27 protein-coding genes and 21 tRNA genes are annotated in these 25,738 nt (G+C 27.6%); 8 read left to right on the top strand and 40 right to left on the bottom strand.

The window, feature by feature from the left end; genetic code table 11:
- Nucleotides 1-69: 69 nt before the first annotated feature.
- The 10 genes from CLTHE_RS01035 to CLTHE_RS01010 all read right to left on the bottom strand — a co-directional run bounded on the left by CLTHE_RS01035 (nt 70) and on the right by CLTHE_RS01010 (nt 5,355).
- Nucleotides 70-426, bottom strand: a complete 357-nt coding sequence (locus tag CLTHE_RS01035; RefSeq protein ID WP_080021600.1) for a type II toxin-antitoxin system PemK/MazF family toxin — start codon at nt 424-426, stop codon at nt 70-72.
- Nucleotides 427-454: 28 nt separating this feature from the next.
- Complete coding sequence (locus tag CLTHE_RS16595; protein ID WP_158082635.1) at nt 455-616, bottom strand: hypothetical protein; 162 nt, start codon at nt 614-616, stop codon at nt 455-457.
- Between the two features lie 521 nt (nt 617-1,137).
- Nucleotides 1,138-2,364: a phage major capsid protein gene (locus CLTHE_RS01030; protein WP_080021599.1), complete on the bottom strand. Its 1,227-nt coding sequence runs from the start codon at nt 2,362-2,364 to the stop codon at nt 1,138-1,140.
- Nucleotides 2,365-2,367: 3 nt separating this feature from the next.
- The gene (locus tag CLTHE_RS16855; protein ID WP_169840773.1) at nt 2,368-2,508 is read right to left on the bottom strand and encodes a hypothetical protein; all 141 of its coding nucleotides are present in this window, start codon (nt 2,506-2,508) and stop codon (nt 2,368-2,370) included.
- Between the two features lie 162 nt (nt 2,509-2,670).
- A complete protein-coding gene (locus CLTHE_RS16850; protein WP_169840771.1) occupies nt 2,671-2,823 on the bottom strand; it encodes a hypothetical protein in 153 nt (50 codons plus the stop codon).
- Nucleotides 2,798-3,325 (bottom strand): helix-turn-helix domain-containing protein, encoded by a 528-nt coding sequence (locus CLTHE_RS01025; RefSeq protein ID WP_080021598.1) that lies wholly within the window; start codon nt 3,323-3,325, stop codon nt 2,798-2,800. The genes CLTHE_RS16850 and CLTHE_RS01025 overlap by 26 nt, the downstream gene beginning before the upstream one ends.
- Nucleotides 3,326-3,334: 9 nt before the next feature.
- Nucleotides 3,335-3,475 carry a hypothetical protein gene (locus CLTHE_RS16590; protein ID WP_158082634.1) on the bottom strand — a complete coding sequence of 47 codons (141 nt, stop codon included), beginning with the start codon at nt 3,473-3,475 and terminating at the stop codon, nt 3,335-3,337.
- Between the two features lie 319 nt (nt 3,476-3,794).
- The gene (locus CLTHE_RS01020; protein WP_080021597.1) at nt 3,795-4,538 is read right to left on the bottom strand and encodes a rolling circle replication-associated protein; all 744 of its coding nucleotides are present in this window, start codon (nt 4,536-4,538) and stop codon (nt 3,795-3,797) included.
- Nucleotides 4,539-4,953: 415 nt separating this feature from the next.
- The gene (locus tag CLTHE_RS01015; RefSeq protein WP_080021596.1) at nt 4,954-5,133 is read right to left on the bottom strand and encodes a helix-turn-helix domain-containing protein; all 180 of its coding nucleotides are present in this window, start codon (nt 5,131-5,133) and stop codon (nt 4,954-4,956) included.
- 21 nt (nt 5,134-5,154) lie between these two features.
- Nucleotides 5,155-5,355, bottom strand: a complete 201-nt coding sequence (locus CLTHE_RS01010) for a helix-turn-helix transcriptional regulator (RefSeq protein WP_080021595.1) — start codon at nt 5,353-5,355, stop codon at nt 5,155-5,157.
- Nucleotides 5,356-5,562: 207 nt separating this feature from the next.
- Here CLTHE_RS01010 and CLTHE_RS01005 point away from each other — a divergent pair, with 207 nt between their 5' ends.
- Nucleotides 5,563-6,285, top strand: coding sequence for a helix-turn-helix domain-containing protein (locus tag CLTHE_RS01005; RefSeq protein ID WP_143324003.1), 723 nt, complete (start codon nt 5,563-5,565; stop codon nt 6,283-6,285).
- Between the two features lie 20 nt (nt 6,286-6,305).
- Nucleotides 6,306-7,478 (top strand): tyrosine-type recombinase/integrase, encoded by a 1,173-nt coding sequence (locus tag CLTHE_RS01000; RefSeq protein ID WP_080021593.1) that lies wholly within the window; start codon nt 6,306-6,308, stop codon nt 7,476-7,478.
- 123 nt (nt 7,479-7,601) lie between these two features.
- On the opposite strand, the gene CLTHE_RS00995 is transcribed toward CLTHE_RS01000, so the two are convergent.
- The 24 genes from CLTHE_RS00995 to rph all read right to left on the bottom strand — a co-directional run bounded on the left by CLTHE_RS00995 (nt 7,602) and on the right by rph (nt 11,999).
- Nucleotides 7,602-7,678 (bottom strand) — tRNA-Arg (locus tag CLTHE_RS00995).
- 155 nt (nt 7,679-7,833) lie between these two features.
- Nucleotides 7,834-7,907, bottom strand: a tRNA-Gly gene (locus tag CLTHE_RS00990).
- Between the two features lie 19 nt (nt 7,908-7,926).
- Nucleotides 7,927-8,010 (bottom strand) — tRNA-Leu (locus CLTHE_RS00985).
- Nucleotides 8,011-8,024: 14 nt separating this feature from the next.
- Nucleotides 8,025-8,100, bottom strand: a tRNA-Lys gene (locus tag CLTHE_RS00980).
- A gap of 5 nt (nt 8,101-8,105) precedes the next feature.
- Nucleotides 8,106-8,180, bottom strand: a tRNA-Gln gene (locus CLTHE_RS00975).
- Between the two features lie 3 nt (nt 8,181-8,183).
- Nucleotides 8,184-8,259 (bottom strand) — tRNA-His (locus tag CLTHE_RS00970).
- Nucleotides 8,260-8,266: 7 nt separating this feature from the next.
- Nucleotides 8,267-8,342: transfer RNA gene (locus tag CLTHE_RS00965), tRNA-Lys, on the bottom strand.
- Between the two features lie 8 nt (nt 8,343-8,350).
- Nucleotides 8,351-8,427, bottom strand: a tRNA-Arg gene (locus CLTHE_RS00960).
- Nucleotides 8,428-8,430: 3 nt separating this feature from the next.
- A tRNA-Gly gene (locus CLTHE_RS00955) sits at nt 8,431-8,504 on the bottom strand.
- A 5-nt stretch (nt 8,505-8,509) separates the two neighbouring features.
- Nucleotides 8,510-8,584 (bottom strand) — tRNA-Gly (locus CLTHE_RS00950).
- 33 nt (nt 8,585-8,617) lie between these two features.
- Nucleotides 8,618-8,701, bottom strand: a tRNA-Leu gene (locus CLTHE_RS00945).
- 14 nt (nt 8,702-8,715) lie between these two features.
- A tRNA-Lys gene (locus tag CLTHE_RS00940) sits at nt 8,716-8,791 on the bottom strand.
- Between the two features lie 5 nt (nt 8,792-8,796).
- Nucleotides 8,797-8,871 (bottom strand) — tRNA-Gln (locus CLTHE_RS00935).
- A 3-nt stretch (nt 8,872-8,874) separates the two neighbouring features.
- Nucleotides 8,875-8,950: transfer RNA gene (locus CLTHE_RS00930), tRNA-His, on the bottom strand.
- A 4-nt stretch (nt 8,951-8,954) separates the two neighbouring features.
- Nucleotides 8,955-9,031: transfer RNA gene (locus CLTHE_RS00925), tRNA-Arg, on the bottom strand.
- Between the two features lie 3 nt (nt 9,032-9,034).
- A tRNA-Gly gene (locus CLTHE_RS00920) sits at nt 9,035-9,108 on the bottom strand.
- 20 nt (nt 9,109-9,128) lie between these two features.
- A tRNA-Pro gene (locus tag CLTHE_RS00915) sits at nt 9,129-9,204 on the bottom strand.
- 3 nt (nt 9,205-9,207) lie between these two features.
- Nucleotides 9,208-9,284, bottom strand: a tRNA-Arg gene (locus tag CLTHE_RS00910).
- A gap of 3 nt (nt 9,285-9,287) precedes the next feature.
- Nucleotides 9,288-9,361 (bottom strand) — tRNA-Gly (locus tag CLTHE_RS00905).
- Between the two features lie 45 nt (nt 9,362-9,406).
- Nucleotides 9,407-9,480, bottom strand: a tRNA-Gly gene (locus CLTHE_RS00900).
- Between the two features lie 98 nt (nt 9,481-9,578).
- Nucleotides 9,579-9,654: transfer RNA gene (locus CLTHE_RS00895), tRNA-Pro, on the bottom strand.
- Between the two features lie 457 nt (nt 9,655-10,111).
- A complete protein-coding gene (locus CLTHE_RS00890) occupies nt 10,112-10,591 on the bottom strand; it encodes a metallophosphoesterase (protein ID WP_080021592.1) in 480 nt (159 codons plus the stop codon).
- Between the two features lie 50 nt (nt 10,592-10,641).
- Nucleotides 10,642-11,253 (bottom strand): XTP/dITP diphosphatase, encoded by a 612-nt coding sequence (locus CLTHE_RS00885; RefSeq protein WP_080021591.1) that lies wholly within the window; start codon nt 11,251-11,253, stop codon nt 10,642-10,644.
- 2 nt (nt 11,254-11,255) lie between these two features.
- Nucleotides 11,256-11,999: a ribonuclease PH gene (gene rph / locus CLTHE_RS00880; RefSeq protein ID WP_080021590.1), complete on the bottom strand. Its 744-nt coding sequence runs from the start codon at nt 11,997-11,999 to the stop codon at nt 11,256-11,258.
- 185 nt (nt 12,000-12,184) lie between these two features.
- Between rph and CLTHE_RS00875 the strand changes: the two genes are divergently transcribed.
- Nucleotides 12,185-13,675 carry a hypothetical protein gene (locus tag CLTHE_RS00875; RefSeq protein WP_080021589.1) on the top strand — a complete coding sequence of 497 codons (1,491 nt, stop codon included), beginning with the start codon at nt 12,185-12,187 and terminating at the stop codon, nt 13,673-13,675.
- A gap of 30 nt (nt 13,676-13,705) precedes the next feature.
- Here the strand turns inward: CLTHE_RS00875 and CLTHE_RS00870 are convergent, their stop codons facing one another.
- Nucleotides 13,706-15,202: an ABC transporter substrate-binding protein gene (locus CLTHE_RS00870; RefSeq protein WP_080021588.1), complete on the bottom strand. Its 1,497-nt coding sequence runs from the start codon at nt 15,200-15,202 to the stop codon at nt 13,706-13,708.
- 144 nt (nt 15,203-15,346) lie between these two features.
- Here CLTHE_RS00870 and CLTHE_RS00865 point away from each other — a divergent pair, with 144 nt between their 5' ends.
- Nucleotides 15,347-15,622 (top strand): hypothetical protein, encoded by a 276-nt coding sequence (locus CLTHE_RS00865; RefSeq protein WP_080021587.1) that lies wholly within the window; start codon nt 15,347-15,349, stop codon nt 15,620-15,622.
- A gap of 20 nt (nt 15,623-15,642) precedes the next feature.
- Here CLTHE_RS00865 and CLTHE_RS00860 read toward each other — a convergent pair whose 3' ends face one another.
- The 5 genes from CLTHE_RS00860 to CLTHE_RS00840 all read right to left on the bottom strand — a co-directional run bounded on the left by CLTHE_RS00860 (nt 15,643) and on the right by CLTHE_RS00840 (nt 21,846).
- Nucleotides 15,643-15,915, bottom strand: coding sequence for a hypothetical protein (locus CLTHE_RS00860; RefSeq protein ID WP_080021586.1), 273 nt, complete (start codon nt 15,913-15,915; stop codon nt 15,643-15,645).
- Between the two features lie 11 nt (nt 15,916-15,926).
- On the bottom strand, nt 15,927-17,894 hold the full coding sequence (gene ligA, locus CLTHE_RS00855; protein WP_207651182.1) for an NAD-dependent DNA ligase LigA: 1,968 nt from the start codon (nt 17,892-17,894) through the stop codon (nt 15,927-15,929).
- A 93-nt stretch (nt 17,895-17,987) separates the two neighbouring features.
- Nucleotides 17,988-20,264, bottom strand: a complete 2,277-nt coding sequence (pcrA, locus tag CLTHE_RS00850; RefSeq protein ID WP_080021584.1) for a DNA helicase PcrA — start codon at nt 20,262-20,264, stop codon at nt 17,988-17,990.
- A gap of 174 nt (nt 20,265-20,438) precedes the next feature.
- On the bottom strand, nt 20,439-21,251 hold the full coding sequence (locus CLTHE_RS00845; protein ID WP_080021583.1) for an AAC(3) family N-acetyltransferase: 813 nt from the start codon (nt 21,249-21,251) through the stop codon (nt 20,439-20,441).
- 10 nt (nt 21,252-21,261) lie between these two features.
- Nucleotides 21,262-21,846, bottom strand: a complete 585-nt coding sequence (locus tag CLTHE_RS00840) for a pentapeptide repeat-containing protein (RefSeq protein ID WP_080021582.1) — start codon at nt 21,844-21,846, stop codon at nt 21,262-21,264.
- Between the two features lie 142 nt (nt 21,847-21,988).
- Here CLTHE_RS00840 and CLTHE_RS00835 point away from each other — a divergent pair, with 142 nt between their 5' ends.
- The 4 genes from CLTHE_RS00835 to CLTHE_RS16585 all read left to right on the top strand — a co-directional run bounded on the left by CLTHE_RS00835 (nt 21,989) and on the right by CLTHE_RS16585 (nt 25,701).
- Nucleotides 21,989-22,900 carry a radical SAM protein gene (locus CLTHE_RS00835; protein WP_080021581.1) on the top strand — a complete coding sequence of 304 codons (912 nt, stop codon included), beginning with the start codon at nt 21,989-21,991 and terminating at the stop codon, nt 22,898-22,900.
- Nucleotides 22,901-22,957: 57 nt separating this feature from the next.
- Nucleotides 22,958-23,581 carry a superoxide dismutase gene (locus CLTHE_RS00830; RefSeq protein ID WP_080021580.1) on the top strand — a complete coding sequence of 208 codons (624 nt, stop codon included), beginning with the start codon at nt 22,958-22,960 and terminating at the stop codon, nt 23,579-23,581.
- A 186-nt stretch (nt 23,582-23,767) separates the two neighbouring features.
- The gene (locus CLTHE_RS00825; RefSeq protein ID WP_080021579.1) at nt 23,768-25,432 is read left to right on the top strand and encodes a glutamine--tRNA ligase/YqeY domain fusion protein; all 1,665 of its coding nucleotides are present in this window, start codon (nt 23,768-23,770) and stop codon (nt 25,430-25,432) included.
- A 119-nt stretch (nt 25,433-25,551) separates the two neighbouring features.
- The gene (locus tag CLTHE_RS16585) at nt 25,552-25,701 is read left to right on the top strand and encodes a hypothetical protein (RefSeq protein WP_158082633.1); all 150 of its coding nucleotides are present in this window, start codon (nt 25,552-25,554) and stop codon (nt 25,699-25,701) included.
- The last annotated feature ends 37 nt before the right edge of the window (nt 25,702-25,738 follow it).

Below are 25,738 nucleotides of genomic sequence, written 5' to 3'. Positions count from 1 at the left end.
TATACTATATTAATAATTAAAAGCATTAACAGTTTAACTTGTTAATGCTTTCTTTAATAAAATGTACTTTTATTTGTAGAGATTCTCTGTATACTTATCGAATAAATTATCAATTTTGCTTAAATCTTCTTTTCTTAAATCTCCTATTTTAAATAAAAAACTATCTTCTTTTAAATATAATGATTTAGATATTCTAGCTGTAGACTCAAATTTTAAAGAAGCCTCTTGCCAATATACAATGTTATAGTCCCATTCATCTCTTGGTTTATGTTTAGTAACTTTTACTGACAATACCTCTAATTCATCATCTGAATCTTCTAATACAATTACTGGTCTATTATCAATTATTCTATTATCTTCTTCTCTCGGAAATTCTACAAACCATACTTCCCCTCGGTTTGGATGTTGATTTTTATCCGTACTCATTCTCTCTCCCCCTTTATAGTTACACCTCTTATCTTTTAGGTTTTAGTTCATAAAAAAATGTGTCCCATTCACTTTCCTGTCTCCACTCATCATCAACAGTTGTCATTACTCTACCTTTTGTATCAACAGGAACTTTTTCCATAAGAATTTTTTTTAAAATACTTTTCTTATTTCTCCTATATTCCCTCATTTACATTCCCTCCTAAAACTAACTATAATAATTAGTTAATTTAATTATAATGTTTTTTACAATTTTTAACAAGCTTAACTTTTATTTTTTTATTTATAATTTTTTATCTTATTTTATTATATTTCAAATATAATGTATATATTCAAAAAAAAAATTATATATACTTATAATGTATTCATATTATAAGTATTTGCTATTTAATTATTTTAATAAAATATTTAAATAGCAGCTTCTGATACTTTTTATAATTTTATTTAGTATCTACCTTATTAATTTCAATTATTACCAATAAAAAATTTTTTAATACATATATGCTTAATTTAAAATAAATAACTAAGATTTATAATAAAAATAGCCCCCCCTACCCTAAAAAAATGCAAAAAATATTGTGGAAACTTAAACACTGCGACGTTTTCGCTTAAAAAAAAACTTTTTGTACCCCCCACTATAAACCCAACATATAAAAAAATAAAAGAGCCTTTGTAATAAAAGCTCTCTTAATTTCTATATTTAATAATTGATTATTCTTTATAAGTTATTTTTGTTATATGCTTAGGTTTTAATACTGCAAAGTCAACCATTGCATAGGCTCTAAACCACACTGAACCATCACTAAACCCTTTATCTCTAGACACCTCTAACAGTATTCTATTTTGTATACCCATAACAATAGCATTACTATCATATATTAATGCTTGATTATCTTGAATATTATTACTAATTACATAATTCATTGTTTCCATTTTTTTCGGAGCATTTAAGGGTTGTCCAGTTGAATCAGTTAATAAGCTAATTTCTGTATCTATATTACTATTATATGTTATTATATTTGGTGTTCCATTTGCTTTAGTTATCTCCCCTATTCCTTTTATAAATGATACATACTTAGTACTATTTATATTATCACTTTCTATTGTATTTATAGTATCATATGTTAATATTCCTTTTGGTTCATTTGTTATAACTTTTTGTTCATCTCCTAAATCTACTGTAGTTAAATTTCCTTGAACCCCTTTCCCATATAACCCTTTTTCATCTATAGCCTGTGCTATAGCATTTGACATTGCTTCTTGAATAATACTATCTATATTTTGTGCACTCTCTAATAATTCTAAAGATATTTGCATTAATCCATATACCATTTTTGATTTTAATTCTATCGGCTCAAATGTCATTGCACTACTTTCTACACTCTGTAATTCTGCCTTAAATCCAAACTTTGGGTCTTCTTTTATCTTTGCTATAGTAATATTATTTGTATCCATTGGTATTATAGGTATATCGCCTAAAGCCATTTTAGGTCTGGCTAAATCAATTATATTAGCTGATAACGTATTAGGTATAATCGTAGCACCAGTTGTCGTATTTAATGACCTATATGCAATCATCTCATCTTTTGCTCCGTCCCAATCCCCCATTAACATTCCTTTTACATATTTTCCTATACTTAATCTTTTTGTATTCTCATTTCTTTTTATTACATTATCATAAAAACTCTGTCTTTTTTCTATAAGTTTAATACTATCAGTATTTAACATTCTTCCCTCTTCTAATTTTACTCCCCTTGCTTGTGCTATTAATTTTTGTTTTTCTATCTCTGCTATTTCTTCTTCTCTCCTTAATTCTTCTTTTTTCTTAATTATTTTTTCTCTTATTTCTTTTGCTTTTTCTACCTCTTTATTATCTACAAAACCTCTTAACTCTGAAGTTAATTCTACTATTTCTTCTCTTAAAATTTTTCTTTTCATTCTTTATTCTCCTTTTTTATCTCTATTTTCTTTAATTGCTTTGCGTTCCCAATAATTAGAATTATATTTCCTTATTTTTTCTTTATTTTTTTTACGCCATTTTCTGTAATACTCTTTTCTTTTTTCTTTTGCTTTATCATTCACTTAAAAACCTCCTAATAATAAAAAAAGCCACAGGAAACAATATTAGTATTTACACTAATTAATTGTTTCCCGTGGCTTATATGCCGTCCATTATATTTCTATAATAGGGTACTTACTTTATTTATTCATTTTTATTTATTATATCATATCTTTTTTTCTTATTCAAATAGATTTCACTACATCAATGTAAACCTTTTTATGTTTACCTTTTTCATATTCCTTGCTTATCTTTTTTATTTCAACTTTATCTTGTAATATACATATAATAGTTTCTACTTCTTCAAAGTTATCATACTTTATTGTCATTCTTGTCATATTCTTTATACTCCTCATTTATTTTACTTAAAATATTCTTTATTTTTCTACAAAGTGTAGGTTCTGTTAAATATAACTCAATCGCTATAAATCTATTAGATTTACCCTTTTTATACTTTAATTTAACTATACTTATTTCCATATCTGATAACCTAGATAATATATTTTCTATAATTGTATTTTCTAATTCTATTTTTGTTATTAAACTCTCAAACTCAATAATTCTTATTTTAAAATACTTCTTATATCCTTCTAGTTCATCTATTTTCTTTATCATTTCTCTTTCTACTTTGCTACCATAAATATTTGTATTTTTAACTTCTGAAAATTTTCTCTCAAACCCCTCTTCTTCAAAATTAAAGTCAAGGTTAACTATCTTTCTATCTATTTTTTCTATATCTCGTTTTAACTTCTCTATTCTTTTCTTATAATCTATTACATTACTATTTTTAAAATAAGCCTTAATTTTTTTCTCTATATTTTTAACTTCATCTTTAGTCATATAATACACCTATTTCAATTTTTTATTGTATTGCTCTATTACAAAAGATTTTATTTTATTAAATTCTTTTGGATTATTATCTTTTAAATATTTCATATCTAATATTATTTTTTCACTTTCCTTGTCTAAATTTTTAATACTATTGTTCATTTTTAAATTCCTCCTCTAATTATCAAAGGTATATCCAACTAAATATAGTATTACTTTAAGATATACACTAATTTTTAACTTCATCTTTAGTCATATAATTAACCTATCTAATTTTTATTGTTTAAGTAATTTGAGTATTTTTTTTATACTTTCAGGACTATATTTTTCTAATTCTTTAAGTAATTTTAGTAATTCAATTCCCTTATCTAAATTTTCAATATTATTGTTCATTTTTAAATTCCTCCTCTAATTATCAAAGATATATCCAACCGAATATTACATTTATAATAATTAATCTATTTATTTTTTTAACTTAAATTCATTTTTTTATCTTTTGCATTTTTATATAAATTGATATTGTTCCCATAACGTCATTTACCTCAACTTTATAATCTCTAAATATATATCCTTTATATAAACTTTCAAACAACTCTCTCTCTCCTTGGCTCTTTGATATATTTTCCACTTTTCTTTTACTATATTTAAAATCATTTATACTTATTTTAGGTTTCTTTAAATTTCTTGAAGGTATCCACCTTTTAGCCCCTTTTGGGTCTTTTGCTATATATCTTGCCAACCCTTCATATCCAAATTCATTTGATTGTAGCCTATGAGTGTTACACCTTCCTTTCTTCCATAGTTTCTCTAAAGTATCTCTATCTATATCACCACTCAATACCATATGGTGATGTATTCTTATAGCTTGTTTACCTTCTTTATGCTCAATAACTGCTATATATTTTAACTCCGGCAAGTTATTTTTCTTTAGGTATCTTCTTATACTTCTTATATGATTTTTTATATCTCTCTTAGCTTGTTCTAATGAATTTGGTAAGTGTTCTTTATCGTATGTATAAGTAGCGAATAAGTCTTTATTTGTAAAATTGGTATTTATTAATCTTATTAACTTCTTAGTTGCATTTTTCCCATTTAAATTCTTTTGCTCCTTAGAACTTATCTTATTCTTTTTTCTTCTGCTTTGATTTCTTTCATATATAGTTATTGGATATATTTCTGCCTCAAACATATCTCCACTATATATTTTTTTCTCTCTATATATCATACTTTTCTAACCTCTTACCTTTCTTTCTATTCATTAGTTATTTAATATGGTTCTTAAGTTAATACCTATTACAAGGACTTCAAAGCCCTAAAATCATCATAATATTGACTTTTTAATTGAAAGAAGATAACATTATGTAAAGAGGTTTATTCCTCTATTTCAAATTTAAAAAATTTCTAAATTTAAACACATTGGGACTGCAACTTATCCAATGTGTTTTTTTATATTATCTTCACTCGTTAATTCCTATCTAAATATATTTTTAAATTCATTAGCACCTTTTAACGTTGGTTTTTTATTTAATTCCTTACATATCTTTATATATTTTTCAAATAGTTTTAAACTCATTTTTACTCTCCTTTTAATCATTAGTTTTATTTAATATAATTTTTATTCATTCTAATGCTTGTCCATTTTAGCTGCACATTTTATCAGCCCATTCTTGCAATTTATCTTTATTTATATAAATTCTTCCTCCTATATATACACTTGGAAAATTCTTATCTTTGCATAAATCATATATAGCATTTGTTCCAATTCCTAAAAGTCCCTTTGCTTCTTTTGGTGTAATTAATATTTTCTCTTGTATATTCATTTATCTTCTCTCCTCGTAATCTTAATTTTCTTTATCAAAAAATAACTCTTGAACACTAACACCTAAAGCTTTTGATATTTTAAACATTAATGGATATGTTAAATTACTAAAGTTTCCATTTTCTAACATAGATAATTTACTTCTACTAACTCCAATCATTTTGCTTAATTCTTCTTGTTTAATTCCCCTTTTTATTCTTGTCATCTTTATATTTAAATTCATAAGCACTCCTCCTAATCATATTCTGTTAAATTAATAAAAAAAATTTGTATATTTTAGAATTAATAGTATTTTTTAATCACTTAGTGTTAAGTTATAACTTTATATTAAACATATAATGTTTAATTGTCAACATTTTTATCTAAAATTTTAACATTTACTGTTTAAATAATTCTTTTGTTATGTATAATAAGTATAGAGGTGATTAAATTGTATAATACTATCGGTGATTCTATTCGCAATCTAAGAAAACAATCTAATATGACAATTAAAGAATTGTCAGATAAATTAAATTTAACAGAACAAGCGATTTCGCAATATGAACGTGGTAAAAGAGTTCCTAAACTAGAAACTCTTGAACAAATTTTTAATATATTCAATAAAAACCCCTCTCAAGAATTAAAAAAAATAAATAGTATTAATTCTCTTGAGGTACTTTATATGCTAATAAATCAGATTAAAACAAATAGCTTAACAAATTTAAACTCTATTAGAGATATTATTTACCCCAATTTAGATACATTTAATAAAGTTTTTTCAGATGAAGATTTACAAATCATAATATCCTCTTTATCTATTATTTATAGTATTAAAGACTTTGTTAAAAACAATAATGACATATCTAAAGCTATTAGAAAAAGAAACACTGAAGCACTTTTAAATGATTTTGAAATTTTTAATATTCCAGATAATAAACAATTAACTATTGACATTAAAAATATTAATAGTAATAATAACGAATTTTCTTGTAATTCTCATTTAAATTCAAAATGTTTATTTGATAATATATCAAAGTTTATAATATCTTCAACTTCTAAAAATATAGATACAAAAAACATTACAGATGAAGAAAAAGAGGATATCATTTATAAGATAGCTGACTTTTTTGAATTTGAAGTATTTAAAATATTAAATAATAAAAAATCACTTTAATTTGTTAGAAGGTGTAATTAATGGCTAAAACAACTTTTAGAAAAAGAATAATTAATAATAAAGAATATTACTTTTTTAGATTAAGACATAAAAATTTAAAATCTCCCAAAGATTTATATGGTACCACAGTAAAAGAATTAAATAAGAAAATTAAAGATATTACTTATGAACTTGACCATAATATAAAAGATGAAAAAGAAAGTTTTGAGAATTTTTTTGTAAACTGGCTATTTGAAGTAAATTTTATAAATAAAAAACCTTCTACCAAAGAAAGGTATGAAGGTCTTTATAGAAATTATATAAAAAATAGTGAATTATCAAAACTAAAAATTAAAGATATATCACAAACAGATATTCAAAAATACTATAATTCACTAATAAAAAAAGGTATTTCAGTAACTACTATTACTCAATTAAATAAAATTATAGCTCCTAGCATTAGATATGCTTATAATAATAATTTAATTATTAAAGACTTTACAAAAGCTATAATATTACCAACTAAAAAAGAAGAAGATAAATTGAATAGTAAAAATAAAATTAATCCTTTTACAATAGATGAACAAAATAAATTTATAAATTCTATAATAGGAAATGATTTAGAAATATTATTCCTCACTGCCCTCAATACTGGAATGAGGCAAGGAGAATTATTGGCTTTAACTTGGAATGATATAGATTTCGAGAATAATACCATTTCAATAAATAAAACTGTCAAGTATATAGCTCCTGTAGATACTAATGGAAGAGGAAAAGGATTTGTTTCAGTTCAAACACCTAAAACAGTTAATAGTATTAGAACTATTCCTCTTCCTTTATTTTTAAAAGATAAATTAAAAGAATATAAAATAAATCAATCTAAAAATAGACTTTTACTCGCAAATCTTTATCATAATAATAACCTTGTATTTTGTAATACATATGGTAATTATTTAGATAGTAGTATGGTAAGAAAAAAATTTAAAAAAGTATTAGAAAAAAATAATTTGCCAATTAGAAAATTTCATGACCTAAGACATACTTTTGCAACTAGATTATTTGAACTTGGAGAAAATCCTAAAACTGTTCAAACACTATTAGGTCATAGTAATATATCTACCACATTAGATACTTATACTCACGTTCTTTCTAATACTAAAGAAATTGTTTCAAATAAATTGAATGATTTATATTTATCAATGAGCGTTAATTAAAAAATTAAACGCTCTTTTTTATTATTATTTTACCAAAATTTATTGTAAAAATATCTATAAAAAAACTATAAGGGGTAAAAAAAGGGGTAAATTTATTACCCTACTTCCTTTACCCCTTGGTATTGGTACATCTAGTGAGATTCGAACTCACGACCTGTGGATTCGAAGTCCATCGCTCTATCCAGCTGAGCTATAGATGCTTATGGAATTAAACAAATTTATCCACAGTTTTAGTGATTAAACTTCATTTTTTTATTGTATTCTGTGGACAATTTTCAATTTTTGTGAATATTTATCTTTTATTTACAGTAAAAAGCGAATAAAAAAACAACTTACATATTATAAGTTGTTTTAATGGAGCGGGTAGTGGGAATCGAACCCACCTTTCCAGCTTGGAAGGCTGGAGTATTACCGATATACGATACCCGCATATTTATAAGATTAATTATGGTGCAGATGAAGGGAGTCGAACCCCCACGCCAAAGGCGCTAGATCCTAAGTCTAGTGCGTCTGCCAATTCCGCCACATCTGCATATTCATAATTAATGGTGGCTCACCGGGGAATCGAACCCCGGACACCATGATTAAAAGTCATGTGCTCTACCGACTGAGCTAGTGAACCGTATTTGGCAGGGATAGCAGGATTTGAACCTACGAGTGCCACAGTCAAAGTGTGGTGCCTTACCGCTTGGCGATATCCCTAAGTGGGGTGGACGATGGGACTCGAACCCACGACAACCAGAACCACAATCTGGCGCTCTACCAACTGAACTACGTCCACCTCGATTTGGTGCCTCGTTAGGGGATCGAACCCTAGACACCCTGATTAAGAGTCAGGTGCTCTACCAACTGAGCTAACGAGACCAATTAAATGGTGCGTCTTAAGAGATTCGAACTCCTGGCCCACGCCTTAGAAGGGCGTTGCTCTATCCAGCTGAGCTAAAGACGCGTGTGGAGCGGGTAGTGGGAATCGAACCCACCTTTCCAGCTTGGAAGGCTGGAGTATTACCGATATACGATACCCGCATACTTGGAGCAAAAGACGGGACTCGAACCCGCAACGTCCACCTTGGCAAGGTGGCGCTCTACCATTGAGCCACTTTTGCATATTTTCTTTTAATTTTATTAAAGATTAATTATGGTGCAGATGAAGGGAGTCGAACCCCCACGCCAAAGGCGCTAGATCCTAAGTCTAGTGCGTCTGCCAATTCCGCCACATCTGCATATTCATAATTAATGGTGGCTCACCGGGGAATCGAACCCCGGACACCATGATTAAAAGTCATGTGCTCTACCGACTGAGCTAGTGAACCATATTTGGCAGGGATAGCAGGATTTGAACCTACGAGTGCCACAGTCAAAGTGTGGTGCCTTACCGCTTGGCGATATCCCTAAATGGGGTGGACGATGGGACTCGAACCCACGACAACCAGAACCACAATCTGGCGCTCTACCAACTGAACTACGTCCACCAAATGGTGCGTCTTAAGAGATTCGAACTCCTGGCCCACGCCTTAGAAGGGCGTTGCTCTATCCAGCTGAGCTAAAGACGCATATGGAGCGGGTAGTGGGAATCGAACCCACCTTTCCAGCTTGGAAGGCTGGAGTATTACCGATATACGATACCCGCATATTATATTTATTTTTAAATGGTCGGGGTGACAGGTCTCGAACCTGCGACCTCATGGTCCCAAACCATGCGCGCTACCATCTGCGCCACACCCCGAAATGGTGCGTCTTAAGAGATTCGAACTCCTGGCCCACGCCTTAGAAGGGCGTTGCTCTATCCAGCTGAGCTAAAGACGCGTGTGGAGCGGGTAGTGGGAATCGAACCCACCTTTCCAGCTTGGAAGGCTGGAGTATTACCGATATACGATACCCGCATATTATTCTGTTAAGTATATTGTCTTATCAATATTAAATTGATATGGAGCGGGTAGTGGGAATCGAACCCACCTTTCCAGCTTGGAAGGCTGGAGTATTACCGATATACGATACCCGCACATGTCTTTAACAATATCATTTGAAGTTGTCTGCCTTATTAATTATACAACCTTTTATTTTTTTGTCAACCTCTTTTTTAAAAGAAGTTAATTTAAATGGTCGGGGTGACAGGTCTCGAACCTGCGACCTCATGGTCCCAAACCATGCGCGCTACCATCTGCGCCACACCCCGTTTTCATTTCATCGTTTCGTTCCCTCAACGACAAGGACTATTCTACATTATCATTTGATAAGAGTCAATAGTTTTTTTGTATTTTTTTATATTTTTTATTTTGTTTTACTCTTTATCACTCTTCAACTTTTCTTTTTAACAATTTAATCATAATACATTGTCATTATTTATTAATTTATTAACACTACTTTTATTCTATATTATATATACTTTTAATTTATTCTGTATTTATTGAAAATTTTCATAAAAATAAACTACATAACAAATTAATTAATACTCAATTCTATTCTAAATGAATCTATTTTTTGATTTATTTTATTTAAATAAAAGTCTCTAATAAAAAATAATAATTTTTTTATTAGAGACTTTTTATCTATTATTTAATTTTCATTTTACTAATAAACTTTAATTTTACTAATAAACTTTATTTTAATATATATAATTATTGTGCGTTATTTTATTTCAACAGGTATTCAATTTTAGCATCTATATTTCCACTATCATCTATTTCTATAAAGCCAATTGAATGACCTTTCCCTTTTGGAATAGATGTACTACCTGGGTTCATTATAAGTATATCCTCTACTCTTTCTATACCCTCTATGTGGCTATGTCCATATAAAACTATATCTGCTCCTAATTCTTTACCCTTATAGAATATATTATTTAATCCACTCTTAACTCCATAGAGATCTCCATGAGTTAAAAATATTTTTTTACTATTCACATCTATAATTAATTCTTTAGGGTATTCTCCTCTATAATCACAATTTCCATCTACAACATATATTTCTCCATTAAAAACCTTTTTAAATTGTTCTATATCACTAGAATTATCCCCTAAATGTATTAATATATCTACATTCTTTATTTTCTCTACTGCTAATTGTATGTATTTATTTATACAATGTGTATCACTAACTACTCCTATTAACATCCTTTCCCTTAAAGTATATTTACTTTAAGGTTATTCACCTCCTCTACCTCTTACAAAACTTTTTGTATTTCTTCTTTTAATATTTTTAAAGCTTTTCCTCTATGACTTACCTTATTTTTTTCTTCTTTAGTAGCTTCTCCAAAAGTTTTATTTATTTCTTCGTTAAAAAATAATGGATCATATCCAAATCCACCTTTCCCATTTAACGCTTTTATTATTCTTCCATTTACTGTTCCCGCAAAATCTGTGGATTTACCTAAATCATTTATTAATGTTATATGACAAACAAATCTTGCTCCCCTATCTTTGTCTTCTACTCCTTCTAGTACTTTTAAAAGCTTTTTATTATTTTTATCATCATTTCCATGCTCTCCTGCATATCTTGCTGAATATACTCCTGGTTCTCCATTTAAATAATCTACTTCTAATCCTGAATCATCAGCCATTACTATAAAATCTTTTTCACCTTTTTTTAATAAGTATTCCTTTATTTCATTTGCTTTTTTGAATGAATTTTCTTTAAATGTCTTCCCATCTTCTTCTACTTCTATATTTATACCTTCATCTTTTAAAGATTTAACCTCTAAATTTAAATCTTCTAATATTCCTTTTATTTCTTCTATCTTTTTTTTATTATTACTAGCTAATATTAATTTTTTCATTACTACTCTCCTGTTCCTATCCATAATGCATCCATCTTTAATGCATTTTTTTGTATAGTAATCATTTGCTTTAATCCTTTTTCTCCTAAATCTAAAAGTTCATTTAGTTCTTGTCTTGTCATTGGACTTTCTTCTCCAGTTCCTTGAATTTCAACAAATTCACCATCTTCAGTTCCAATTATATTCATATCAACTTTTGCTGTTGAATCTTCTTCATAACATAGATCAATAACTTTTTCATCATTAACTATTCCTACACTTGTTGCTGCAACAAAATTTCTTATTGGATAAACTTTAAATGGTTTTTCTTTGTGAATCTTATTTACTGCATCAACTAATGCTATAAAAGCTCCTGAAATTGAAGTAGTTCTTGTTCCTCCATCTGCTTGTATTACATCACAGTCAACCCATAATGTTTTTTCTCCTAAAGCTTTTAAATTTACTACTGATCTTAAAGCTCTTCCTATAAGTCTTTGTATTTCCATTGTTCTTCCATCTATTTTAAGTCTTGCAATATCTCTTACTTTTCTTACTCCTGTAGATCTTGGAAGCATATTATATTCTGCTGTTATCCATCCTTCACCTTTTCCTTTTAAAAATGGTGGGACTTTATCTTCTATTGATACATTACATAATACCTTTGTATCTCCAACTTCTATATATACAGAACCTTCAGCATACTTAGTGTATCCTCTAGTTACTTTTACATTTCTTATTTGCTCATTTTTTCTTCCATCAATTCGCACTAAATTCACCATCCTAATCTATATCTTTTATTATTTTCTGCCTAATATCTTATATGATATCACTTCTACAAAAGATTATGTATATATCTCCTATAATTTAACACTAATTATTTTTTAAATTAATTCACATTTTGAAATTTTATTTCATATTATTAATATGAGAATTATATACGAGGTGAAATGTTTTGAAATATATAGGACCATTTTTTAGAATGAATAGTCTATCCCAAGAAGAAATCTGTGGACAGCTTTTTCATTTTTCTAAAGAATCAATAAAAAGTCTTGTTTTAAATTCTAGATGTGGATGTATATCTCCTCTTAGAAATTCAAAAAAAGATTCTTCTTTAGAAAAATTAGGCATACAAAAGTATTCTCCACTTTTATGTATCTATAAAAAAGCTTCACCAGTTTTTATACACAATAAAGCTTCTCAAGGATTTGATTCTTCTTCTTTTAAAAGAGAAATAAATCCTTCAACTAATGCTTTAATGACTATGTCACTATTAGAGCTTTCAGATTATTATTCAAGATTTAGTGATGACTCAAATGAGAAAGCTTTAGATAAATTCTTTAAAAACATATCTAAAGAACAATTAGAATTCTATTATAACAATCTTAGAAATAATGAAGGTATTTTTGTTACGAAAAAAAATATTTTTTCAACTAGTAATAAAGATGCAAATTTAATAGATAAAGATAGAAAATTTGTTTTTAGTGACCAAGCATTTATGATGACTGCTTATTATATGCATTCATTGGTTACTTCAGATGATGAAACTAAAAAAGATTACGAAAACTTTTCAAATCAAATATTGCAAATGTTTATTGACTATAAAGATGCTTTATATGATTTATCATTTGATGAAGGTTGTAAAACTTTAATAGCTTTTAATATTTTCTTTTCATACTCTAATAATCAAACTATAATTCCTTTAATAACTGATTTATGTGAGTTTTTAACAAATAAGTTTAATGAAAAAGATTATTATGTTAATTCATTTGATTCTTGCTGTATTTTTGCAATTAATTTAATGTATTCCTATGAACATACTGGATTATTTATGTTTAAAGAAAAATGTGATGAAATAATGGAAAAACTTATATCTCTTTATAATGAAGAAGAAAATATAATCCAAAAGCTTACTGACAAAAAAGAAATAAAATATTCTTCTTTTGATATAACATTTTATTTCTTAGCTATTGTTTTATATTCAACTAAAACTGACAAGTCAAAAGAATATAAAAATATGATTTCAAACATTTATAAAAAATATATATTAAACTCTGGAATTATAACTAGTTGGCCAAAAGCTCCAACTTTAGATGACAAAGAGCGATATAAGAAATTTACAACTCTTTCTAAGGATATGTTAGATGAAACATTTTTCTCTATGCCAAATTTAACTAGTCCTGAGGAAAATGGAATTGCTTCTATCATTTTAAAAGGAATCACTTACTCTCCTAAAAAAGATAAATTTGAAATACCTAAAAAAACATTTGATAGTAGCAAAAATATGTTTATATTATTCTTATTCTTATTTATGTTAAAAGATAATTTCTATGATTGTTTATCTTTAAATGAAGAAGAAAGTCAAGTATCAAGTGAACCTGTCACTGACGAAGATGAAACTGAATACGTTAATGCTGAAATAGTTACAGAAACTATTCCTAATTAAAAAAAAACCACAGTTTTTTCTGTGGTTTTTTTATTTATTTTTTAATTTCGTAAATTGAATATTGCCATAATAGTCAAAGTTTATTTCTTTTACTTTATTTGATATAGCTACATTTTTATTTTCGAAAAACAAAGGTAATATCCTATAATTCGAAAATAAAGTATTTTCTAACTCTCTAAACTCTGAATTATTTTTATTATTTTCTTTTTCAAATAACTTTTTTTCATTATCATTATACCAATATTCTAAATCAGAAAATGTTTTTTCTCTATTATTAGCTGATAAATCTATATCTATTAAAGTTATATCATATCTATCTCTCAAAGCTATATTTTTATATTCATCTTCATTTACTAACGTATACCTTAATGATGTTTTAGTATTATTTTTAAACCATTCTCCTATATATGAGCATAAGCTTCTATTTTCTTGAGTATCTAATGCTAATAAAGTAACTATTTTAGGTAATTCTTTATTTATCTTTGTGGTTTGAACTTTTCTCTCTTGTATACTATTTAAATTCTTTTTATCTTCTAAAAAGTAACTATATTCTGCTACTTCAATATAATGCTCATTTTCTTTATGATAAGTTTCTATAACATTATTTAAAGTCTTATAAACTGCTTTTCTTGATTCAAAGTCTAATCCTTTATCATTTGAATTTAAATATATATATTTTCCTTTATTAGCATTAAAGGTTTTTAATCTTCCTTCTGCTTCTAACCTATTTAACTGCTTAGATGGTGGATTAACAACAACATCAACTTCTCCTGTTTCAAACTTTGCCATTGAAACCTCTTCACTCATATTCCTTATAATATTAATTTCTTGTGGAATATTCTCATTTAAATAATTTACTCTTTTTAGTATTATCTCTTCATCTGAAACAGTATCTATTACATAATCTCCTGAATAAGCTATATTATCATGATATGATTTTATATCTTTCCACATATCTAAGTTTTTTCTTAATTTATATACAGGATTTGTAAGTTTCTCTAAAAAATCTTTATCTTTAGAATTCAATCTAATTATTATAGAGTTATCTCCTTCAATTAAAGCAAGTTTACTAGTATCATTTCCATTAGACTCTCTAAATTCTCTTGCTCCATATATATTTAAAATAGGTTCTATATTTTTTTCTTCCTCTGATATTAATAATTCCTTAAAAAAATCTATTATTTGAACTGGGAGTATTTGAGTACCATCACTCCATTTAATATCATCTTTAAGAATAAATTCATACTCAATATTATCATCTTTTACTTTAACTTCTTGTGAAAGTTCATTTTCTATTTTTCCGTCACTATTTTTACTTACTAATGATTTACTTGTGGCTGTTATAATATCTTTTTCTCTCATAGAAAGGTTTGTAACATCTCTTAAATCATTATTTATATTGCCTAAAGCATATGTAAATGCACTTACTTCTTTTGTATCTTGCTCTTGATATACATCTATAAAACTTAACAAAACTAGTCCTACTATTGTTGACCCCAAAACTGTTAATATTATCTTTTTTATCATAATATCTCCTCACTCTTCTTAATTATTATGATTATTAACATTTTTCTAAAATTGTAAACATATAGGTGAATAATATAGATTTATTTTGTTAAAGTTATATAATATTTATGATATAATTAATTATCACATAGGGGAGGTCTAACAATGACTTTTTTAGTAGTCACAATTGCAATTATAGGTATAGTGTTTATGCTAACATTTATGTTTATTGGCATCTGGCTTTTCATAGTTGCATTAAAATCATACAATCAATTAAGATATAAGAATTACATACTTGAAAAGATAAATCAAAAATTAAGCATAATTGCTAATTCAAAAAAACATAGAGAAGAAAATGATTTTGTAGAAGATGTAGCAGAACTTTTAGATATTTCAGAATTTGAAAATATTCAAGATTTTGAAAAAAGAGAGCCACGTTAATTAAACGTAGCTCTCTTTTATTATCTAACAGCACTTAATATAAAAAATACTGAAGAAAAGCTTATTCCTAAGCAAATAAGTGGATATATATATTTTTTAGTTCCAAGTTCCTCTAGCCAAAATTTTATTGCCCATAATCCCATGGTTATTCCTAGACATACTTGTAATGTAAAGTAGGTAGTAAACATATCTCCTAAATATATAAATTGATATGAAGTTAAAAATGTGCATATTATTACTACTCCTGATACTATACTCATAGCAATTCCTAATGCATTTACTAATTTCTTCATCCTTCAATCTCCTAAATCATGTTTTCAAATTCTTCTTCTGAAATAGTTTTTACTCCTAATTCTTCTGCTTTAGTTAATTTTGAGCCTGCTTCTGCTCCATAAACAACAAAATCTGTTTTCTTGCTTACGCTTCCAGCAACTTTTGCTCCTAATGATTCTAATTTTTCTTTTATTTCTTTTCTTGAATATTTCTCCATAGTACCTGTAACTACTACAGTCTTTCCTGAGAATGCACTCTCTGTTATTTCTTTCTCTTCAAAATGAGGATTTACACCAAGTGCTAAAAGCTCATCAATTGTTTGAATTACTTTTTCTTCTCTAAAGAAGTCCATAACATTTTGTGCTACTATATCTCCTATATCAGGTACAAGAACTAAATCTTCAAATTTAGCATTTTTTAATCCTTCTATTGATTTAAATGTATTTACTAAATCCCTTGCTGTTTTAGCTCCTACATTTTGTATTCCTAAGGAATATATAAATGCTTCTAATGAACAATCTTTACTATTTTCTATTGCGTCTAAAAGATTTTGTGCTTTTTTAGGACCAAACTTTTCTAATCCTATTAAATCTTCTTTATTTAATTTATAAAGGTCACATATTGATTTTATATCTAATTTTTCAAATAATTGTTCTGCTGTCCTTTCTGAAAAGCCTGCTATATTCATTGCTTCTCTTGAACCATAATGAACTATTGTTTTAACCATTTGAGGTTTACAAGATAAAGTATTTTCACAGAAATAATGTGCTCCTATTAAACTTAAATGACTTCCACAAGCTGGACAAGTTTCAGGTGGTAATATTTCCTTTGATCCATCTATACTATCTTGAACTGTCCCCATTATTTCAGGAATAACATCATTAGATCTTCTTACAAATACTTTTGAACCAATTCTTACTCCCTTTTTCTTTATGTCATCCATATTATTAAGAGTAGCTCTCTTTACAGTAACTCCTGCAAGTTCTACTGGTTCTAATATTGCAGTAGGTGAAACTCTACCACTTCTTCCAACATTCCATTCAACATCTAATAGTTCTGTAGTTGCTTCTTGTGCTTCAAATTTATATGCAATTGCCCATTTAGGAAATTTCACTGTATATCCTAAAAGTTCTCTTGTCCTTATATCATCAATTGCTATTACAAGACCATCAATATCATAGTTTAAAGAAAATCTTATATCTTTTATATAATCAATTTCTTTTTGAATATCTTCAATTGTTGAGCATTCAACAACATAATCATCTATTGGAAATCCTTTTTCTCTTATAAAATCTAACATTTCAACATAAGTTTTAAAAGGTTCACCTTCTTTGTAGCCTATATCATAAAAGAATGCTGAAAGATTTCTTCTAGCAGTTTCTTTAACATTAAGATTTCTTAATGCTCCTGCTGCCCCATTTCTAAGATTTTTCAATGGAGTAGTAGCTGTTTCATTATACTTTTCAAAAGCTTCTGTTGTCATAACAGCTTCACCGTGGATTTCAAAAACATCATTTGAATTTATTTTTAATGGAATACTTTTTATAGTTTTAACTTGAGCTGTTACATTTTCTCCAACTGCTCCTGTTCCTCTTGTTGCTCCTATTTCTAATATTCCTTCTTCATTATAAGTAAGATTTACTGTAAGTCCATCAAATTTCTTAGTAACTATATATTTTAAATCTGGTAAATCTTCACCTTTAGCTCTCATTTCATTTACGAATTTTAAATTTCTATTATGCCATTCTACTATACCTTCAATACTTTGAGCTTTATCTAAACTCCAAAGTTTAGCTTTGTGAGTATATTTCGAAAATCCTTCTAAGATTGTATCTCCTACTCTCACTGTCGGAGAATATGGTAAAACTATTCCTATCTCTTTTTCAAGACTTACTAATTCATCATATTTTAAATCATATTCTTTATCACTAACAGTTGGATTATCTAAGGAATAATATTCATATGCATATCTATTCAACTCTTCTACTAGAGCTTCCATTAATTCTCTTTTATCCAAAGCTAATTACCTCCACTTTATAATCCTATAAATTTATTATACATTTTTATATTATTATTTATAAGAATATTTTTATTAAATTAATTCTAATTTAGCCATTGATAACATTAAATTCTTAACTCCTTGTTTATCAAATGCTATTGTAAGCTTTTTATCTCCATTAGATTCAGATACAGAAACTACAGTTCCAGTTCCAAACTTTTCATGTCTAACTTTTTTCCCCAATGAAATATTATTAGCATTTGCTAAATTTCCTTTGCTATTAGAACTTGAAGTGCTAGATGGTATACTTGTTTTTCTTCCAATAGTATTTTGATTTCTTCCCATTATTTGATTTCTTAAGCTATGTGGATTTGAATTTAATTTTGTAGGCGAATTATAATAATTTTCCCCTGTACTTCCACCAGTTATACTTCTTCCATTAACGAATTCTTTTAAATCAAATCTTATTTCATTTATAAAATCTGATTGACTATATGAAGTTATTCTACCAAAAAGAAGTCTTTTTTCAGCTGAAGTCATATAAAGAACTTCTTTTGCTCTTGTTATTCCAACATAACAAAGTCTTCTTGATTCTTCCATTTGACTTGGATCATTTATATCACTTGCACTTGGGAATAATCCATTTTCCATTCCAACCATAAATACATATGGAAATTCTAATCCTTTTGCACTATGAAGAGTCATTAAAACAACACTATCTGCCTCTTCATCAGCTTTATCCGCATCTTGAACAAGTGCCACTTGCTCTAAGTAATCTGCAAGTGTATTATTTTCTGGATTACTCTTTTCAAAATCAACAGCATCTGATACAAGTTCTTTAAGGTTTTCTATTCTACTCTTATCTTCTATTTCATTTGATTTTTCTAATTCTGCTAAATATCCACTTTCTTTTAATATGTTTTCTATTAACATTGATGGTGGCATAGTTTCTGCAAGAATCATAAAATTATCCATAAGGCTAGTAAACTTTTCAATTGAAGTACAATTTCTAGCTGTTAAAGTGCTAATTGTTCTAACTTCACTTAATGCATCCCAAAGATTTAATCCAAACTCTTCAGCAAAAGTTTGCACTTTATCAATTGTTGCTGCTCCTATACTTCTCTTTGGAACATTTATTATTCTCTTTATACTTACATCATCTTGAGGGTTAACTAATACTTTTAAATATGCAAGCATATCCTTTATTTCTTTTCTGTCATAGAATTTAGTTCCACCAATAATTTTATATGGTATCCCTCTTCTTCTAAAACATTCCTCAAATGTACGCGATTGAGCATTTGTTCTGTAAAGTACTGCAAAATCTCTATAATTTGCATCTTCTTCTTTTGAGATAATATCCTTTATTTCTCTAGCAGCAAAATCTCCTTCTTCTTTATCTGAAAAAGCTCTATATATTTTTATTTTACTTCCTGATTCTTGTTCTGTTCTTAATGCTTTATCTTTTCTTCTAGAGTTGTTAACTATAACCTCATTTGCAGCATCTAATATATTTCCTTTTGAACGATAATTTTGTTCAAGTTTTATAACCTTACAATCAGGATAATCCTTTTCAAAATCAAGTATATTTTGAATATCTGCACCTCTCCATTGGTAAATACATTGGTCATCATCTCCAACAACACAAATATTCTTATATTTCTTAGCTAACATTTTAACTAATTCATATTGAGCACCATTCGTATCTTGGTACTCATCTACCATAATATATTGGAATTTATTTTGATAAAACTCTAATGTTTCTTCACTTGTTTTAAATAGTTCAACTGTTTTAAATATTAAATCATCAAAATCTAAAGCATTATTTTCTTTTAATCTCTTTTGATACATTTGATAAACATCTGCTATTTTCTTTTCTCTAAAATTTTGCTCATGTTCTCTCATAAAGCTTGCAGGTGTTTGCATAGTATCTTTTGCTCTTCCTATTTTACCCATAACCTCTTGAAGTGTTATATCTTTTTCATTTATATTAAGTGCTTTCATACATTCTTTTAAAAGAACTTTTTGATCTGATGTATCATAAATAGTAAAACTTGATTTATAACCTAATTTTTCTATATCTCTTCTTAATATACGAACGCAAGTTGAATGGAAAGTTGATATCCACATTGAGTCTGCTTTTTCTCCAATTATTGAACGTACTCTATCTCTCATTTCTTTTGCTGCTTTATTTGTAAATGTAATAGCTAATATCTTCCATGGGAATATTCCTAAATCATCTATCATATGTGCCATTCTATAAGTTAAAACTCTAGTTTTTCCTGAACCCGCTCCTGCAAGAATAAGTACTTGCCCTTCTACTGTACTTGCTCCCTCGTATTGCTCTTTATTTAAAAGTGATTTTAAATCCAAATTTAAATCCTCCCTTCAAGGTTTCTCTTATAATTAAGAAAGGTAAAAGCCCAGGATAATTTCCTAGACTCATACTAAATAAATTTTTTATTATATAAACCTATAATTAATTACAAGCTTTATTTTTCTTATTTTAAAGTATAGCATATTTAATATCTAATACAAACATACATTCTAATAAATATTTACGTTTTTAAAATATTCAACTCCAAAATCAACACATTCTCTTGCAGAAAATAATTTTATATTTGAAAGTCCTATTTTATCTTTTATTACATTATGTTTTTCTTCAAAGCTTTCACCTGCAAACATAAATAATTCTGTTTTAAATTCAATATCTTCATAAGACTTAAATACTCTTTCTCCATTTTCAATTATTGGAGAAGCATTTATTGTTTTTTCTGCATTTCCTGCTCTATATTCACTTAAATGGAACATAGTATTTACGTCATAATCAACCCCTAATAATAAAACCTTAAAATCTAAATCATACATTTTTCTAAGTGGGCTTCCTTCTCCTAAAGAATTCTCTAATGTATGTTCTTTTGTTATTTCTTCTGATTCTTTTCCCCATGAAGTAAAAGAAACAGTTGGATGATAACTTCTTAAAACATCTAATCTTGTTCTAAAGTTTTCAGCTATTAATCCCATACCATATGTTTTTGTATTTTCTCTATCAAATGCAGGCATTTCTTCTCTTATCTTTTCAAACCATTCTTTTGGTACAGGAGGATTTCCCCAAAATATTGGGTCACAAATGTCCCCACTATGAGCTGGCATAGAAATAGTTCCTTCTTCTGTTATAACTTCCATTAATGCTTCTACAACTGTTCTTTCCCCACCGCAAACAAATCCAAAAGAGCTTAATTTTGAATGAACAAGTATTTTATCTCCTGCTTTTAATCCTATTCTTTTAAATTCTTTTACTAAAAATGACTTTGTAATTACGTCATTACTATTATTAATTATTTCTTCTAATCTACTCATAATTTGTTACCTACTTTACTATAATATTAAATTCCTTTAAAAGTCCTAAAACCTCTGGCATAGAAAATTTTGCTTTTTTTATTTTATTTCTTTCTGGATTAATTGTATAATCTATTGCTTCTGAAAAGTCCGCCTTTGTTAAATTAGTATTTTCAAAAATTGATTCCTCTAAAGATGATTTAGTAAATTTCGCTTCTCTCAAATCACAATTCATAAAATCTGAACCTGCAATATTACAGCTTATAAATTTTGTTTTTGGAATTTTAAGACCAGTAAAATTACAACTTTGAACTAAAGAATTTTTAAATTCAAAATCTAATATAAAAGTATCGCATTTAGTAAAATCTACTCCAACTATTTTACAATCATTAAATAAAGCTCCTCTAAGTTTTGAATTATCTAATTTAGCAAGTGTAAAATTACATTCTTTAAAAGTACATCCATCAAAAGTTGCTTCTATAAAACTCGCTCCCGTAAAATCGCATCTATTAAAAGTGCAATTTTCAAAAACTAAATCACTAAATTCGTTGTTTCTGCCTTCTATCTTATTAAAAACTTCACCATTATACTCTAATTCATTAAAATTACTTTCCATAAGCTAACCCACTCTCTTTTTATTATTTTATCCTACTATTGTACCTCTTACTCTCATTTTTTTCCACATTTATCATTATAAATTGCTCTATTTTATAATTAGATATATAATTTATAAAAACATATAGAAAGGTCGTAGTATAATGGACTATTATAAAGCTTTTGAAAAATGTAATCTTTGTATACGAAGATGTAATATAGATAGAACAAAAGGAAAGATTGGAGCTTGTAACTCTTCTGATAAAATAACTGCTGCTCGAGCTGAACTTCACTTTTGGGAAGAACCTCCTATTTCTTTAGAAACAGGTTCTGGTACAGTTTTCTTTTCTAATTGCAATTTAAAATGTGTATTTTGCCAAAACCATGAAATAAGTCAAGAGCATAAAGGAATTGAAATAACTACAGATAGACTTTATGAAATATTTTTAGAACTTCAAGACAAAGGAGCTAATAATATAAATCTTGTTACTCCTACTCATTATGTTCCTAAAATAATAGAAGCAATAAAAAAAGCTAAAGCTAATGGTTTAACTCTTCCAATACTCTATAATACAAATGGATATGATTCTTTAGAAACAATAAAAATGTTAGATGGATTTATAGATGTTTATCTTCCTGACTTTAAATATTTTGATGATAAATATGCTATAAAATATTCAAATGCTAAAGGTTATAAAGATAATGTAATTGAAATTTTAAAAGAAATGTTCAAGCAAGTTGGAAAAAATAAATTTGATTCTAATGGAAGAATGATTAAAGGAATTATAGTAAGACATCTTATGCTTCCTGGACTTCTTTTTGATTCAAAAAAAGTAATTGACTGTATATATTCTATGTTTGGTGATAATGTTTATATAAGTATTATGAATCAATATACTCCAATGTTTAAAGCTTTTGAATATAAAGAAATTTCTAAGCCTTTAAATCCTAAAATGTATGATTCATTAATTAGTTATGCTGCTGAACTGGGAATTACAAATGCTTTTATTCAAGATAGTGGTTCAAGTACAACTGATTTTGTACCTGATTTTAATTTTCAAGGTCTAAAAAAATAACGTTTTTATGTATCTTTTTATCACTTTATTTATATACTAAATTCTGAGGTGATAAATATGACAGAATTTAAACTTAAACCATTAAAATTTGCTTATGATGCATTAGAACCTGTAATAGATAAGGCAACAGTTACTATTCATCATGATAAACATCAACAAACTTATACTGATAATTTAAATAATGCTTTAAAGGATTATACTGGTCCTTTAAAAAATGCTAGTTTAGTTGATATTTTAAAAAATTTAGACGAACTTCCAGAAGATAAAAGACTTCCTGTTATTAATAATGGTGGTGGAGTTTTTAATCATGAATTTTATTGGGATGGACTTAATAAACCAAATAGTACTTCTCCACATGGAAATGTTTTAGATGCAATAAACAAACGTTTTGGTTCTTTTGAAAACTTTAAAACTGAATTTACTAAAGCTGGAACAAGTCAATTTGGTTCAGGATGGGCTTGGCTAATACTTGATGAACAAAATGAACTTCAAGTAATTAACACACCAAATCAAATTTGTCCTATATCAGAAAATAATATTCCTCTTCTTACTATGGATGTTTGGGAACATGCTTATTATTTAAAATATCAAAATAGAAGACCTGAATATATCAATAATTACTATGAAATTATTGATTGGAATGTAGTTGAAGATAGATTTAATTCAGCTAAAAACTGTTAGTTAATTTAATAAATAACGTAAAATTATGACTCTTAAAAGTGAAATATGCTATTTTTATTAGCTTATTCACCTTTAAGAGTCTTTTTAAATGCCTTTTTTCTCTAGATTTTTTTGTTATATTGGATTAAAATTAAAGGTAATTGTGTATTATATAAACATAAATTTTAACAGGAGGTGTAAGCTTTTATGTCAAATGAAAATATTTCATCTAACTTCATTAGAAATATTATTAAAGAAGACTTAGAAACAGGAAAGCACGATAGTATAATAACAAGATTTCCACCAGAGCCAAACGGATACTTACACATTGGTCATGCGAAATCTATACTTTTAAACTTCGGATTATCAGAAGAGTTTAAAGGTAGAACAAATCTTAGATTTGATGATACAAATCCAACTAAAGAGGATACTGAATACGTTCAGTCTATAGAAGAGGATGTTAAATGGCTTGGCTGTCAGTGGAATGAGCTTCACTTTGCATCAAATTACTTTGATACAATGTATGAAAAAGCTCTACTATTAATAAAAAAAGGCTTAGCATACGTGTGTGATTTAACTCCAGATGAAATTAAAGAATATAGAGGAAGTTTAACAGCTCCTGGTAAGGAAAGTCCTTATAGAAATAGAACTGTTGAAGAAAACCTTGAATTATTCGAAAAAATGAAAAATGGTGAATTCAAAGATGGAGAAAAAGTTCTTAGAGCTAAAATAGATATGTCTTCTCCAAATCTTAATATGAGAGATCCTATAATCTATAGAATTGCTCATTCAGAACACCATAATACTGGAGATAAATGGTGTATCTATCCAATGTATGATTTTGCTCATCCATTAGAAGATGCAATTGAACATATAACTCATTCAATTTGTACTCTTGAGTTTGCAGACCACAGACCTCTTTATGATTGGTTTGTTCGTGAATGTGAAATGGAGGCTACTCCAAGACAAATAGAATTTGCTAGACTTAACATGACTAATACAGTTATGAGTAAAAGAAAGCTTAAACAATTAGTTGATGAAGGTGTAGTTGATGGTTGGGATGACCCAAGAATGCCAACTATATCAGGTCTTAGAAGAAGAGGATATACTCCAGAAGCTATTAGAAACTTCTGCTCTGCTATAGGTGTTGCAAAATCAAACTCTACTGTAGATTCTCAAATGCTTGATTACTTCTTAAGAGAGGATCTTCAACCAAAAGTTCCTACAGCTATGGCAGTAATTAATCCATTAAAAGTAGTTATAACAAACTACCCAGAAGGCCAAAGTGAAACACTTTCTCTAGATATTCATCCTAAAGATGAATCATTTGGTAAGAGAGAAATAACTTTCTCAAGAGAAATCTATGTTGAAAGAGATGACTTCATGGAAGTTCCAGCTAAAAAATATTTTAGATTATTCCCTGGTAACGAAGTTAGACTTAGAGGAGCTTACTTCATTAAATGTAATGAAGTTATAAAAGATGAAAATGGAGAAGTTATTGAACTTCACTGTACTTATGATCCAGAAACTAAGAGTGGTTCAGGATTTACAGGAAGAAAAGTTAAAGGAACAATCCACTGGGTTGATGCAAATTCTTCAGTTCCAGCAGAATTTAGATTATATGAACCTTTAATTTTAGATGATGCTCCTGAAAATGAAGGAAAACATTTCTTAGAACAAATAAATCCACACTCAATGGAAATTTTCCAAGGATTTATAGAACCAAATGCAGTACCTGGTCTTAAACCACTAGATAAACTACAATTAGTTAGAAATGGATTCTTCTCAATAGATACTAAAAATACTACTGATGAAAAATTAGTATTTAATAGAATCGTTCCATTAAAATCATCATTTAAATTACAAAAATAATCCACAAATTTTGTGACTAATACTCCATAATAATTTTTTATTGTGGAGTATTTTAATCTTTGATAAACAAATAAATTTATTAATATATTTTACTAAAGATAAATAAAAAGGAGTTTTTTATGAGCTGTAATAATACTATTGAATGTCCATGTAAAAATTTAAAATGTGAAAATAGAGGTATCTGTTGTAAATGTGTTGCAAGACATTCTAAGACTAATGTTCTACCTGCTTGCTTAAGACATATTTCAAATATTCCTGTAAATAAATAAAAAATTTAATGCCACCTTATTAATAAGGTGGCTTCAA

It is taken from the genome of Clostridium thermobutyricum DSM 4928 (assembly GCF_002050515.1).
Lineage (GTDB): Bacteria > Bacillota > Clostridia > Clostridiales > Clostridiaceae > Clostridium > Clostridium thermobutyricum.
Note: the sequence above shows the minus strand (reverse complement) of the source record. Positions and strands in the feature narration are given on the sequence as shown.